Origin of the sequence: Methanosarcina sp. 2.H.A.1B.4 (genome assembly GCF_000979385.1) — an archaeon.
In the GTDB taxonomy this organism is placed as follows: domain Archaea; phylum Halobacteriota; class Methanosarcinia; order Methanosarcinales; family Methanosarcinaceae; genus Methanosarcina.
Genome location: NZ_JJOV01000045.1, coordinates 25,450 through 39,158 on the forward strand (window position 1 = coordinate 25,450; position 13,709 = coordinate 39,158).

Here is a 13,709-nt window from a genome sequence, read left to right on the forward strand (position 1 = left end):
CCAGGGGAAAAATATATATGCCAAACTCTAATTTGGCTTTTTTTTCGGAAGTTGGGAGTTTCAGGTAAGAGATATTAAATAAGTTTTTTTACGAATTCTTTGACAGCCTCATCCTGCCAGCCGTTTATTATCAAAAAAAATTAGTCATTGAAAAATGGGTTCTGGTTTATTGAAAGATTGATTTGACTTTCTAAGTCAATTCAATAGATCAATTTAATATATCCCCGGAGCCATCTTCATAAATATAATTAGTAAAAGTAATTACAGTGATAATTACAGTGATAATTACAGTGATAATTATTAAAAACATTTACGAAAGGCGATTACCAGAGACTTTTTTAAGTGCACCTGTGCTAAGATAAAGAAAGGGGGATTTACAATATGGAAGATAGTTTTCAAGGAGTATTGAAAGGACAGAAAATTGCTTATTTTTCCATGGAAATAGGGCTTCGCAATGAAATCCCGACCTATGCAGGAGGGCTGGGCGTACTTGCAGGCGATACGATTCGTTCGGCTTCAGACCTTAATATTCCGCTTGTAGCTGTAACTCTGGTTAGCAATAAAGGATATTTCAGGCAAAGTCTTGACGCTTCCGGAAGCCAGACCGAACAAACTGAAGAGTGGGACCCTTCACATTTGATGACCAAAATGCAGCAGGAAGTGAGCGTTAAAATTCAGGACAGGGACGTTAAAATCCAGGCATGGCACTATAACTGCAAGAGCCTGACAGGTGGCTGCGTACCCATTATTTTTCTCGATACCAATGTAGAAGGGAACTCCTGGGAAGACCGCGGGATCACCGATTTTCTTTATGGGGGTGAACATCCCTACAGGCTCAGGCAGGAAATTGTGCTCGGGATAGGGGGAGTGAGGATGCTTGAGGCACTTGGCTTTAAGATCCGGAAATACCATATGAATGAAGGGCACTCAAGCCTGCTTGCTCTGGAACTTTTAAAACGCAATGGTAAGGACCCTACGAAAGTAAAGGACCTCTGTATTTTTACCACCCATACTCCTGTGGAAGCAGGGCATGACAAGTTTGATTACGGGCTTGTGGAAGACCTGATCCGGGATAAAAACGAGGTGGAAATCCTCCGAAGGTTTGGAGGGGCAGACCGTTTTAATACTAGCCTTTTTGCCCTTAACCTGTCCAACTATGTCAACGGCGTCACAAAACGGCACAGCCGGGTCTCAAGCGAACTCTTTCCCGGATATTCAATCCAGGCAATAACAAACGGTGTTCACTCCTATACCTGGACATCTCCTTTTTTCAGGCAACTTTTTGACCGCTATCTGCCTGGCTGGGCAAATGAACCCGAACTCCTGGTAAGGATCGGAGGAATCCCGGATGACGAGATCTGGGAAGCTCACTGGAATGCAAAAAAAGCGCTCATAGATGAGGTTAACAAAAGAACAGATGCAGGCATGGACTATGAGACCCTGACAATAGGTTTTGCACGGCGTATGACAGAGTATAAACGCGCAACCTTAATCCTCTCCGACCTTGAAAGGCTCAGAAAGGTAAACAGGAGAGGCAGGATTCAGCTTATCTTTGCAGGCAAAGCCCATCCGCATGACGAGGCTGGAAAACAGCTCATAAGAGATATTTTCAAAACCATAGAAACGCTCCGGAACGAGATCAAGATCGTCTTTCTGGAAAATTATGATATGGACCTGGCCGCTAAAATGGTTTCCGGAGTTGACCTCTGGCTGAACACTCCAACTCGCCCTTATGAAGCCTCGGGCACAAGCGGCATGAAAGCTGCCCATAATGGGGTCGTAAATTTTAGCATACTTGACGGCTGGTGGATTGAAGGATGGATCGAAGGGGTAACTGGCTGGTCAATAGGACCCCAGCTCGAAGAACATCTTTCCGTAGAAGAAGCCAGGCTCTCTGAGCTTGATGACCTTTACAACAAACTCTACTACATTATCGTCCCCATGTATTACGACCGCAAAGATGAATGGTTTAAACTGATTAACAACTCAATAGGTATGGTTGCATATTATTTCAACAGCCACAGGATGATGCGGCGTTATGTAACTCATGCTTATCTGTAAACTTATATCTGTAAACTTATATCTGTGAACTTATATCTGTGAACTTATATCTGTGAACTTATATCTGTGAACTTATATCTGTAAACTTCAGGAATCAGGCTACTCTGATTAATCGATTAATATTATTTAGAAATCAGGGAGCGTATGAGAACAATTAAAAAACAGAAAACATAAAAAGTAGAAGTTGAAGGAAAAAAGTCCCGAAAAGGTTATGCTTTCTCGGAACTCAGCCTTTTAACTTTTTCACGGGCACTTTCAGCTTTTGTTTTGAGCCCTTTACTATCCCAGAGGTCAGCTGCAATCTTAAAAGCATTTTCTGCTCCCCTCGGATTTCCAAGTTTAAGGAAAACCATTCCCTTTTCATACCAGGCTTCGGGATGATCGGGCTTCAGACGGGTTGCCTTCTCAAAAGCGTGCAGTGCCTCTTTTTCCGAACCGGCTTTAAAGAGAATTTTTCCCCGGAGCTGCCAGGCTTCGGCATTTTCAGGTTTTATCTCAAGGGCTTTTTTAAAAGACTGCACAGCTTTTTCCTGCTCTCCAAGTCTGAGATGGAGTTTCCCAATTTCAAACAGGGTATCCGGGTCATCAGGATTTCTTTCCAGGGCTTTTTCAGATTCGCTGAGTTTCTCTTCACAAAAGCGTATCCGGGCGAGCACTGCATCCTTGCCTTCCCAGGCGTGTTTCTGCACAGGGTTCAGGAAAATCGATTTCTCAAAAGCCTCAAGAGCTTCCCGGAAGTGCTCAAGCTTTGTTAGAGCAAACCCCAGGTTAGCCCAGAGCCCTGCGTTATCAGGCCTAATTTCCGAGGCTCTTTTGAAGATCTCGAGAGCTTCCTCATAGCGTTTGAGTTTCAGCAGGGAATTTCCTTTACGGAACATGGCTGCAAAATCCAGAGGTTTTTCTTCAAGCACACGGTCAAAGGCTTGAATCGCGAGTCTTAACCTTCCCTGTCTGTAAAGAGCCACTCCTTTTTCATAGAGGTCTTCTGCCTCTGTGCTTTCCGGACTTCCGTCTTCCCCCCCACCTTCTGGACTATCCTTTTCAAGCCCGGTTTCAGAGAGGTACCTGAACCCTGCTGAATCCTCCCGGCCAGGCCTGGTATCAAGATATATAAATTCCTCTTTTGGCACGAAGGACTTGCAGATCCATCCGGACTCAGCCTTTCGGTTAGTGATTATACAGTACCCGTTTATGTATTTCGAACAGACCTCACAGCAGTAGATGTGCCTCTCCAGACGGTACCGTATCTGGTCAAGCTCGGTAGTAACCAGTCCCTGGTTCAGCCGCGTTTTGAAGGTTTCATACGGAAGATTTTTGATTTTAATATAGACTGTTGAAGGAGCAGGAGGGTCCCATTCAAAGGATTTTTCGGTTTGCTTTTTGTGGATCATAATTTTCGTTGAGAGTTTCGGTTTAGTCTTATCGGTGTTTTCGAGTCCTGAGGATATAAGCCTTTTTCGAAGCTTACAGTTATTCATTTTACTAAAGAACTCATTACCCCATATTTTAATAATTAAACAAATTAATTAAAGTAACGAATATTTTTAGTAATTAGCATTTAGTCAGCATATTTGCTATAAATAAGGGAGGGTAAATTTGTGAGTTACAAAAAAACACACGGCGTTCCAGCACTATTCTCTTTTTTCATCCCTGGACTGGGTCAGGTTGTAAAGGGGCACGTGTCCAAGGCACTTGGCGTCTGGGCAGCCCTGCTAATCAGCGCATTCATGAGCATTATTGGAATAGGGATTTTAATGGGAATGGTTGTATGGGTCGCACAGATATATGATGCATACAATGCCTGAATGAAGAAACAGGTCGTTCACCGTTACATGATTGCATCTCCCGAATTGCACTTTGGGATCACAGGAAATCGAAGATTTCCTGGGAGTTGCGATGTAATCGCAACAGTACGCTGCCCTTTTCGCTGCGCTCAAGAGGGCTAATTTATAAGTTTTAGCCGTGAACTTCGCTCGCTCAATTAGACTAATTTATGGAGTTTAGCTATGAGCTTCACTGCGCTCAATTGGACTAATTTATAGATATTTCTTAATCCATACAACGTCATTCACCTTATCATGTCGTTTTTGTCACGCTCGACGCAGGAGAGCGGTCTTTCCCTAAAAGAGAAAACAGAAGAAAAAACCCGAAAGTAAAAAACTATCGAAGAAGCCGTAAAAAACAGAAAATGAAAAAATCGAATTCTGCCTGAAAAATACGCTTTTCGAGTCTATTTTTCATTAGGGCTTCTCTTTTCTGCTTTTTTTCAGGGCCGCCAGGCAAACTGGCGGAGGAGCTTATATTTATCTGAGAATTTTAATGAGAACAGGTTTAAGAGAAATTCAGGTTCATCAGCCATTTTCCAGTTTATCTAGCTCCTGAATTCTCAACTCCACGACATCCATGGCATCTTCAAAGAGCTGCCTGTTGATCTCGATTCCGAAATATTTCTTGAGTTTTTCTTCAGGAGGCATTATCGAACCTGCAGAGAGATAGGCGATGTAGTTTTTGTTGAAGGTTTCCGGGGCTTCCCTGTACTGTTTGAAGAGGGCGAGAGTTATTGCCTTTGATATCGCGTAGTTGAAAGTATAGTAGTTGTTTGTCAGGTAGATGTGGTTAATGTAGGTCCATTCCGCAGAATCTTCAGCGTAATATTCTACTGAGTCGCTCCTGTATTCTTTAGAGAGGGCTGTCCAGAGGGCATTGAGTTCTGTTCCGCTGACAGTTCCGTTTTCATTGCTTTTTTCAGTACATAACTGGTGGGCCTTATATTCGAATTCCGTAATCATGGGCTGGCGGGTAAAGTAGTTCTGGTATTCCCCTATATGCTGGGCAAGCACGGCAACTGCGGTTTCCTTGTCCGAGTTTTCGACCACATAATCAACAAAGAGTTCTTCGTTGAAAGTGGATGGGACCTCCATTTCATAGATCTGGCCTGTGCAGTAGAGATAATCCACGGAATTGCCCATCAGATAGAAGTTGATTCCGTGCCCGAGCTCATGAGTAAGAGTCTTCTGATCACTGATAATGCCGTTGTAGTTCATAAAAATCAGGGCCGGAGCCTTCAGAGCAAAGAGGCCGTAACAGTAACCTCCTGGTTGTTTTCCATTTTCGGGGGCAGGATATACGTCTATGAAATTTTCGGTTACTGTTTTTAAGAAAATTTCGTTGAAACGGGAATCCATCCCGGAATAGGATTTCTGGATCTCCTGTAAAGCAGCTGTATAGGTGTAATTTTTACCAGATTGACCCGTCAACTGCAAAATAAGGTCATACGGCCTGAGCGTTTCAAGCCCGAGCTTTTTCCTCCTGAACTCATTATAAGCTTCGAATACGGGTTTTCTCTCCTTAAAAACCGTATTCATGTCATCAACCTGATTCTTTGTGAGATAAAGGCCGTACAGGCTGGCTTCGTAAGAGTCCGGGTAGTTTAGCTGTCCTGCAGCAAGGTCATCAAGGCGGGCTTTTTCCGCATAGAGAGAAGCCATTGAATCGGACTCGTTTATCAGATGGTAAAACCTCTTATCATAACATCTCATCCTGTTTTCCCGGCTCTGGTCTGTTGAAAGCAGAGTATTGTAGGACTGGGAATTTACTGAGAACTCTTCCCCGTTCTCAAGAGTTATGCTTCCTGCCATTGTGACTGTATTGGTGATTTTGGAAAGGGCCTCAGTCTCCAGTTTCATGCGCTGATTTTCAATCTCTGCAAGATATACAGCCTGGGCTTCATCTACCGGCCTGTGCTCTGCAAACCTGATATAGGTCGCTTCAAGATAAGCCCTGTATACCTCAAGTTTTGGTTCTTCGGAAAAGAGCCTGACCCATTCCTCCTTATTGAGTGAGGTCAGTTTCACGGTTGCAAAGGCATTAACCTTTTTATATTCTGTAAGCAGGTCCTGAGTATCCGCAAGAAGAGACATGAAGAACTGCTCATTCACGTTTTTGCTGAGTTGAGTGTATGCATAAGTGTAGAGAATATCAATGGATCTTGAAAACTCTTTTTCGGCTTCCAGATACCTGAGTAAAGCAGTCCCGGATAGCTTCTCAAATTCCGGACGATAAGTTTCGTTTATTTCTTCCGAGCTATTTTTTAATGCCCCAAGCTTTTCTAAGGCATCTTCCCTGCTACTGAAAAGATAGGAATTGTTCCATTCCGTAGTAACTTCATCAGGATTAAGCTCTTTAAACATGTGATTCTCTCCTGTACTTATGGAAGATTTCTCTGCTTTTTCTGAAGTCCCATACCCTGAAAAGACTGCAAAAACAAGTTAATACTCCGGGAGAACAAAACCGTTTACCTAACTTTTGTCCCATAAATCCGCTACCCTCCGGTTACTATAATCCTTAATACTATTACTGAAAAATCCAATTACTGATAAATCCAATTATTGAAAACATATATTTCTGACTGAGAATATATCGGGACTAACTCATATGAACCTGCTGTTTAAAAAGCATTCAGAAATGCAATCAAAAACCGCAAATTCATAATTGTGGATCTATGGAGTACCGGTTAAGAGACAAATTTAAAGGAAAAAACTCATTCCTATCGAATTATTTATATCCTTCCTCTCATTAAGTGTTTCAAAAACACGAGTTCTTAGAAGATAAGTTCTTAAAAAAGGTAAGTTCTATGAGCTGTTGTAACAGAACACATGGAATTCCAGCATTATTTTCTTTTTTCGTACCCGGCTTGGGCCAGCTTGTAAAGGGACATCTTTTCAAGGCACTTGGTATATGGATAGCCTTCATGGTTACCGGACCAGCACATTTCATAGGATTTGGAATTTCATTATGGCTGATTATATGGGTCTGGCAGATTTATGATGCCTATAATGCCTGAAAAATAAGTAGCGGAAATCTGAAAAGGATAAGATAAGTGTATACTAAAGTAAGTTACTTAGCTATACACTAAACTCTTTTTGAAATTGAAGAATCAACATTATTTTTTATTTCTCTCTCTGAATCGTTCTTATTGGTTGATGTAGAGCCGTCTATCTTCAATTTTCCTATCAATATCTATCAAAATCTATCAAAATTTATCAAATTGATAGAAAAAAGAATGAAAACTAATAAAAAACACTGTCAATCGGTAGTGTTGATATTGAGGACTATTATTTAGAACTATCAGTATCTATCAAAATGTATCAAATTGATAGAAAGAAATATAGGCAAGAAACTATTAATATCTATCAAAATCAATCGAATTGATAGAAAAAGGCAGAAAATGATAATATGAAACTCCCGGTTGTTCCTGAATATTCAAAAGAAGCCCTTGAAGAAGCTGGAAAATTTCTTCATGAGGATAAAATTGCAGAGTTAGCCCACAGGTACAATGAGAGGTATCTGCACTGGGAGGAGTTAAAACACAGGAAACTTCCCCTGGACCCTGTTATTGTGTGGAACCTGATGAAAGTGTCCAGAGAATTAAAAGCAAAATCTCTGGAATTTGGGGACTGGATTTTCAAGTATAATTTAATAGATGAATTTCAGGAAAAACTCCATATTCTGGATAAATCCGCAGCAGGAAATCTTCTCAGCAGTCTTGAAGCCCTGCAGGACAATAGAAGAAAATACATTATCAACTCCTTAATGGAAGAAGCAATAGCTTCAAGCCAGATAGAAGGCGCAGCAACTACAAGGGAAATTGCAAAAAGGATGCTGCAGGAGAACAAGAAGCCTAAAAATAAAGATGAAAAAATGATTGTAAACAATTACGATACAGTGAAGCATATAGTGGATTTAAAAAACGAAGCCATCACCCCTGAGAAAATCCTTGAAATCCACAGGATGATTACAAACGGTACCCTTGAAAAAACCGAATACGAAGGCAATTTCAGGGAAAACAACGAGATAGCAGTTTATTCCCATGACGGGACACTGCTTCATAAACCTGTAGAATATCCTGAAATTCCGAAATTAATTGATGAATTGTGTGATTTTGCCAGCAGCAAGGATGAGAATTTCATTCACCCCGTGATAAAGGGAATAATAATCCACTTCCTGGTCGGATACATCCATCCCTTCAACGACGGCAACGGCAGGACAGCAAGGGCTCTTTTCTACTGGTATCTTCTCAAAAACGATTACTGGCTTTTCGAGTACATGGCAGTATCAAGAGTAATAAATAACTCGAAAAAGCAGTATAGAAATGCCTACCTCTATACCGAATCAGACCGAACCCCGAATGATTCAGGCGACCTCACATACTTCATCAAATACAACCTCGACTGCATACAAAAAGCCCTTGACGGCATCCTTGAATATCTGGAAAGAAAACAAAAAGAACAGTCTCAAGCCCTGAAAATCATAACCGAATCCGGAAATCTGACTTTAAGGCAGGCAGAAATCCTCAAGCAGTTCCTCAAGCAGCCTGAAAAACCAATCACAATTAAAGAAATAGTGACCACTTACAGCGTGGCATACGCTACAGCCAGAAGCGACCTTTTCCGGCTGGAAGAACTGGGATACGTTGAAAAAAGGAAGGCAGGGAAGGAGTTTATTTTCGTATACATGAGGGCTTATTGAGTTTCTCTTCTCTGAGTGATTTGTTATCAGAATCTATCAAAATCTATCAATATCTATCAAATTGATAGAAAATACCTGATTTTAAAAAGCTGAAAGAGTATTCGCAGACTCTCCAGCCAAAAATTCGGAGTGCTTACCGTCAAAAGCTATCAAAAAAGCATTCCTATAAATATTTATCAGAATCCATCAAACCATCATCAAAAAAATCTTAATATTTTGTTAGTATTTTCGCACCATTTCTTCCTGCCATTCAGTCTCCGGCCACCCTACAAAGCCCCTATGCATATTAATTTCATCAAGATAGTTCAGTACCTCACCCGCCGAAAAACCAAGATTCTTGAGCACACATCCGAGAACTGTGCCTGTCCTGCCTATGCCGCCCATGCAGTGGACAACTATACCTTCTCCTTCATCCATTTTTGTTCTTATAACAGCAGTTGCCTGCCTGATAAGCCGCTCCTCTCTTTCAGGGTCCTCCGGGCCATAACCAAAATAAAGGTCTTCCAATTCTGCAGAGAACAGCACTTTGAGAGGATATGGGTTATAATTAACCTCCGAACTGTTAAGACAGACTACGTTTGAAAAACCAGCTTCGCCAATTTTCTCCCAGGGGGTAGACTCCCGTGGACGAGACATGCCGGCAAGAAGAACAGGCTCTTTAAGTACGACATAGAAATTCAGTGGAATTCGGATACCTTCTATTGAAGGCATCTCCCCTGGACTCAACAAAGAAGGCATAATGATAAGAGTATGAGAAGCAGGAGATATAAATTTTCATCAGTTGATTTGTGGGGGCTGGAAATTTCAGTTCCTGAACAGCAGACCGCCTGACATCATTATCTTCATCGTTTATTGCACGATCTTTGATAAATTTGAGGATTTCAGGATCGTCATGCCAACCACTTCCGCAACAAAATATTCCATCGCCACATCTTCATGGCCCATTCGTCTCAGAACAATTCTGACCTTTTCACGGCATTCTTCCAGGTCCTTAAACGTAGAAGATACAAATATACGGGCCATTTTATCCACCAACCATCCAGCTAATCTTTCCAGAAATAAATCAAAGTGTGAGGTAGTTAAATCTTTTGAATTTGTTTGGATTTTAAAAAATAACCTCTCATGCCTTTCTTGTAGCATAAACGAAAATACGTTAACCTTACAATCCCTTACCAAACTTCTCTCAACCACCAAAAACTACTTAATTAGGGGAAGCCTAACTAACTGCACTGATCAAGATATGACTGAGAAAAAAGAGCATTTGTTCATAGTCTTTGAAAACCTGGTCAAAATCAAAAGCGAGTGCTCTTGTGAGATCTTCTCTGAATGCGGGTTATCGGATATCACTGTAAAACAGATCGGATATCTGAGGGTCATAGATGAACATGGGGAAGTGACATTTAGCAGGCTTGCTAAGATCACCAGAAACTCAAAGCCAACCATCACAGAGATGGTCAACAAATTCTTAAAAATGGAGTGCGTGTACAAAGAAAAGTCCTCGGATGACGGGAGAATCTTTTACATTCGCCTTACTGAAAAAGGACAGAGAATAGCTCGTGCCGAAGAAAACGCTTTGTTGAAGGTCATTGAAAAAATGGCGGATTCACTGGACGAAAAAGAAATAGATACTCTTATCAACATCCTGGAAAAGGTATGGTAATTTTTTTGTAGTGTAAATAGTTAGGTTAATCCAAACTAAATAATTTGAATAACTGAGATGATTGTGATAACAACTTCATAATTCTTGAGACGACTGAAAATAACTGAGACGACTGAGATAACAACTTCATAATAATTGAGACGATTGACAATGAATTCAGAAAAAACCGATGATAACAGAGAGAGCATCGTAATGCCGCTCTTTGAAGTAGTTGTTTACCCGAAAAGCCGGGCAAAATTCCTGGCTGACAAAGTCACCGGGGAAATACTATCAACTGATATAAAAAATGCCGAGCCTGTGTACGCTGTCGGGCTGACAGTAAAGAGCGGCACAAAACCTTCAGACCTGTCAGAAGACGATCTGTATAAAACAGGAAATCTGCTTAAGATTGTATTTGTGCAGCCTGCTGATGAAGGATATCTTGTTGTTGCGAAGGCTGTCAAGAGGGTAGAGGCCGTCTCTCTCTGCCGGAAGGACGGACTGTTCTATGCAACATATGAGCCTATTTCTGATCTTCCGGATCTTGATGAAGATATTCATGCGGAAATGATAGAGAATGTAAAAACGATGATTAATGAGATAAGCAGTCGTTTTCAGGGTTCTGAGAAATTTATCAGGCCAATCGAGAAGATGAGTTCCATTGACCAGATAATGGGACATGTCATGCCATTCATACCGATAAAACTTGAAGAAAAGCAGGCCCTTCTGGAGATTGTTTCTGTCAGGGAACGATATCTTACGTTTTTTAATATTCTAATGAAGCACAAAGAGAATATCAATTTCCAGATTGAAATTGCAAAAAAAGTTACCGATAATATAAACAAGTCGCATAGAGAGGCGATGCTTCGAGAGCAGCTGAAGGTAATCCAGGAAGAACTCAATGAAAGCTCAGATTCCGTTTCAGGTGAAGGAGGATACCGGGAAAGAATTGAGAATTCGAAGATGCCTGATGAAGTGAGAAAGAAAGCATTCTCAGAGCTAAAGAAACTCGAAACCGGAGGCAGCCATAATCCTGAAAGCCCTGTTCTCCGAAACTATCTGGACCTCATGCTCGACCTTCCCTGGGTAACGGAAGAGAAAAAGAGCATCGATATTGCCGAAGCTCGCCGTGTGCTTGAGAGCAACCATAACGGGCTTGAAAAAGTCAAGGAGAGAATAATCCAGCACCTGGCGGTAATGAAATTAAAAAAGGAAAAACAGGGTTCGATTCTGGTCTTTATGGGACCTCCGGGCACTGGCAAAACGAGCCTGGGAAAGAGTATTGCAGATGCCCTTGACAGGAAATATGTCAGGATCAGCCTTGGAGGCGTCAAAGATGAATCCGAGATCAGAGGACACCGCAGGACATACGTCGGGGCTCTGCCCGGAAGAATTATTCAGGGCATGAAAAAAGCAGGCACGAAAAATCCTGTATTCGTTCTCGATGAAATCGATAAGCTTTCATCTTCCTACTCAGGAGATCCGGCAAGTGCCCTTCTGGAAGTCCTTGACCCCGAACAGAACAACACATTCTCAGACCACTACCTGGAAGTACCGTATGACCTGTCCGAGGTATTGTTCATTGCCACTGCCAACTCCCTGGCAAATATCCCGGCGCCTCTTCTTGACAGGATGGAGCTGATCGAGATCTCGGGCTACACGAAGAACGAGAAGTTTGCAATTGCAAGAGACCACCTGCTCCCCAGTACCCTGGAAGAACACGGTCTTGATGCGGATAAACTCAAAATTGAAGATGAGGCCTTAAAGGTAATCATCGAAAAATACACCCGTGAAGCAGGAGTCAGGCAGCTTCAAAAACAGCTTGCAAAGGCTTCGAGATTTGTTTCCGAAAAGATAGTTTCAGGCAAGGCTGACCTGCCTTATGTGATAAAGGTGGATATGCTCAAAGAGACCCTCGGAAAAGAGCTGATCCGGCAGGAAGAAGCCCGAAAAGAGAATGTTCCCGGCGTGGTCACCGGACTTGCCTGGACTCCTGTCGGAGGAGAAATTCTCTTCATAGAAGGCACATTCATGCCCGGTAAAGGAAAGCTTACGCTTACCGGCCAGCTTGGGGATGTGATGAAAGAGTCTGCGCAGATATCTATGAGCCTTGTCAGGTCCAGGCTTGCAAACACTGCAAACAGCTTTAACTTTACTGCAAGCGACGTTCACATCCACGTGCCCTCGGGTGCAACCCCAAAGGACGGCCCGTCAGCAGGTGTGACTCTATTTACTGCCCTCACATCCCTGATTACCGGCAAAGCAGTTGACCCAAAAATTGCCATGACAGGGGAAATCACTTTGAGCGGGGCAGTAATGCCTGTGGGCGGCATAAAAGAGAAAATTCTTGCAGCCCACAGAGCAGGCATAAAGAAGGTAATCTTGCCAAAAGAAAACGAGAGAGATCTTGAGGATGTGCCCGAAGACGTTAGAAAAGAACTTCAATTCGTACCGGTAGAGACCATTGAGGAGGTCTTGAAAGAGGCACTTGACATGGACCTTCCCGGACAGATGCTGTCGTCTTCGTTTGCAGGAAACAGCTTCGCAACTACCCAGAACGTTTGAATTTGAAGTGCAGGATGGGGGTTACGGTTTGTCGGAACCGTGATACACCCTTCCTGAGAATTTTTCTTAAATATTTTTGAAATCTGGGTCTAAGTTTAGTTCAGTTTTTCAGCACTTTTCTTTTATGATCCTTTTTTTCCGATGTCATAAATCATTATTCAAATCCTCATTCGGTTTTTACAGGATACGTACTTTAAAAAACTGTCATTATTGATCAGTCGGTACAAATTGATCGGCTAATCAAGTTTAAACATTCCTGCAAATAATATAATGGAGAAAATTGTAATATTACGTTATTTGAAGGTTCTGAGAATCCGAAAGTCCTGAGAAATCGAAACTAAGAGGCAAGATCATGAAAGTAATAGCAATAAACGGAAGCCCCAGAAAGAAATGGAATACAGCAACCCTGCTGGAAAATGCTCTTGAAGGTGCAGCTTCAGAGGGTGCGGAAACAGAACTAATCCACCTCTATGACCTCAATTTTAAAGGCTGTACAAGTTGTTTTGCCTGCAAATTAAAGGATGGAAAAAGCTATGGAAAATGTGCAATGCAGGATGATCTGACACCTGTGCTGGAGAGGTTGAAAGATGCCGATGCAGTGATCCTTGGATCGCCCATCTATCTTGGGAACTCCACAGGCGAGATGAGATCGTTCATGGAACGTTATGTATTTCCATACCTCACGTATTCCAATAGCGTGCCTTCGCTCTATCCGAAAAATATCCCTGTCGGTTTCATCTACACTATGGGGGTAAAGGAAGAATACATGGATATGTTTGGGCTCAGGAAAACTATTGAATTGAATGAATATATTGCTAAGAGGCTGTCTTAAAATTAAATAATACCTGTACCAAGATTGTTCGTCAATGTCAGAACAGACTGAAAGACTTCCTTATCCTAGTGATTTATCTGATAG

11 protein-coding genes are annotated in these 13,709 nt (G+C 42.0%); 7 read left to right on the plus strand and 4 right to left on the minus strand.

The window, feature by feature from the left end:
- Positions 1-381 precede the first annotated feature (381 nt).
- A complete protein-coding gene (gene glgP, locus EO92_RS07425) occupies positions 382-2,061 on the plus strand; it encodes an alpha-glucan family phosphorylase (protein WP_048170487.1) in 1,680 nt (559 codons plus the stop codon).
- Between the two features lie 209 nt (positions 2,062-2,270).
- Here the strand turns inward: glgP and EO92_RS07430 are convergent, their stop codons facing one another.
- Positions 2,271-3,539 (minus strand): tetratricopeptide repeat protein, encoded by a 1,269-nt coding sequence (locus EO92_RS07430; protein WP_235283241.1) that lies wholly within the window; start codon positions 3,537-3,539, stop codon positions 2,271-2,273.
- Positions 3,540-3,659: 120 nt separating this feature from the next.
- Here EO92_RS07430 and EO92_RS07435 point away from each other — a divergent pair, with 120 nt between their 5' ends.
- Entirely contained in the window at positions 3,660-3,866 is a 207-nt protein-coding gene (locus EO92_RS07435; RefSeq protein ID WP_048170488.1) for a hypothetical protein, read from the plus strand.
- A 546-nt stretch (positions 3,867-4,412) separates the two neighbouring features.
- On the opposite strand, the gene EO92_RS07440 is transcribed toward EO92_RS07435, so the two are convergent.
- Positions 4,413-6,251, minus strand: a complete 1,839-nt coding sequence (locus EO92_RS07440) for a M3 family oligoendopeptidase (RefSeq protein ID WP_048170490.1) — start codon at positions 6,249-6,251, stop codon at positions 4,413-4,415.
- 443 nt (positions 6,252-6,694) lie between these two features.
- Between EO92_RS07440 and EO92_RS07445 the strand changes: the two genes are divergently transcribed.
- Positions 6,695-6,904, plus strand: coding sequence for a hypothetical protein (locus EO92_RS07445; protein WP_048170492.1), 210 nt, complete (start codon positions 6,695-6,697; stop codon positions 6,902-6,904).
- 392 nt (positions 6,905-7,296) lie between these two features.
- Entirely contained in the window at positions 7,297-8,589 is a 1,293-nt protein-coding gene (locus tag EO92_RS07450) for a Fic family protein (protein WP_048170494.1), read from the plus strand.
- 219 nt (positions 8,590-8,808) lie between these two features.
- Here EO92_RS07450 and EO92_RS07455 read toward each other — a convergent pair whose 3' ends face one another.
- Both EO92_RS07455 and EO92_RS18080 read right to left on the minus strand, forming a co-directional pair.
- Positions 8,809-9,300 carry a hypothetical protein gene (locus tag EO92_RS07455; protein ID WP_235283242.1) on the minus strand — a complete coding sequence of 164 codons (492 nt, stop codon included), beginning with the start codon at positions 9,298-9,300 and terminating at the stop codon, positions 8,809-8,811.
- Positions 9,301-9,438: 138 nt separating this feature from the next.
- Entirely contained in the window at positions 9,439-9,612 is a 174-nt protein-coding gene (locus EO92_RS18080) for a DUF4062 domain-containing protein (RefSeq protein WP_162197455.1), read from the minus strand.
- Between the two features lie 217 nt (positions 9,613-9,829).
- Between EO92_RS18080 and EO92_RS07465 the strand changes: the two genes are divergently transcribed.
- The 3 genes from EO92_RS07465 to EO92_RS07475 all read left to right on the plus strand — a co-directional run bounded on the left by EO92_RS07465 (position 9,830) and on the right by EO92_RS07475 (position 13,625).
- On the plus strand, positions 9,830-10,249 hold the full coding sequence (locus tag EO92_RS07465) for a MarR family winged helix-turn-helix transcriptional regulator (protein WP_048170497.1): 420 nt from the start codon (positions 9,830-9,832) through the stop codon (positions 10,247-10,249).
- Positions 10,250-10,399: 150 nt separating this feature from the next.
- Positions 10,400-12,793 (plus strand): endopeptidase La, encoded by a 2,394-nt coding sequence (gene lon, locus EO92_RS07470; protein WP_048170498.1) that lies wholly within the window; start codon positions 10,400-10,402, stop codon positions 12,791-12,793.
- Positions 12,794-13,145: 352 nt separating this feature from the next.
- Complete coding sequence (locus EO92_RS07475) at positions 13,146-13,625, plus strand: flavodoxin family protein (RefSeq protein WP_235283243.1); 480 nt, start codon at positions 13,146-13,148, stop codon at positions 13,623-13,625.
- Positions 13,626-13,709: the final 84 nt, after the last annotated feature.

What these genes read in the sequence shown, in the direction of transcription:
- EO92_RS07455 (WP_235283242.1), bottom strand. Translation starts at nt 9,300, where the DNA reads ATGCCTTCAATAGAAGGTATCCGAATTCCACTGAATTTCTATGTCGTA.
- EO92_RS07440 (WP_048170490.1), bottom strand. Translation starts at nt 6,251, where the DNA reads ATGTTTAAAGAGCTTAATCCTGATGAAGTTACTACGGAATGGAACAAT.
- EO92_RS18080 (WP_162197455.1), bottom strand. Translation starts at nt 9,612, where the DNA reads ATGGCCCGTATATTTGTATCTTCTACGTTTAAGGACCTGGAAGAATGC.
- EO92_RS07445 (WP_048170492.1), top strand. Translation starts at nt 6,695, where the DNA reads ATGAGCTGTTGTAACAGAACACATGGAATTCCAGCATTATTTTCTTTT.
- EO92_RS07450 (WP_048170494.1), top strand. Translation starts at nt 7,297, where the DNA reads ATGAAACTCCCGGTTGTTCCTGAATATTCAAAAGAAGCCCTTGAAGAA.
- EO92_RS07430 (WP_235283241.1), bottom strand. Translation starts at nt 3,539, where the DNA reads ATGAATAACTGTAAGCTTCGAAAAAGGCTTATATCCTCAGGACTCGAA.
- EO92_RS07475 (WP_235283243.1), top strand. Translation starts at nt 13,146, where the DNA reads ATGAAAGTAATAGCAATAAACGGAAGCCCCAGAAAGAAATGGAATACA.
- glgP (WP_048170487.1), top strand. Translation starts at nt 382, where the DNA reads ATGGAAGATAGTTTTCAAGGAGTATTGAAAGGACAGAAAATTGCTTAT.
- lon (WP_048170498.1), top strand. Translation starts at nt 10,400, where the DNA reads ATGAATTCAGAAAAAACCGATGATAACAGAGAGAGCATCGTAATGCCG.
- EO92_RS07465 (WP_048170497.1), top strand. Translation starts at nt 9,830, where the DNA reads ATGACTGAGAAAAAAGAGCATTTGTTCATAGTCTTTGAAAACCTGGTC.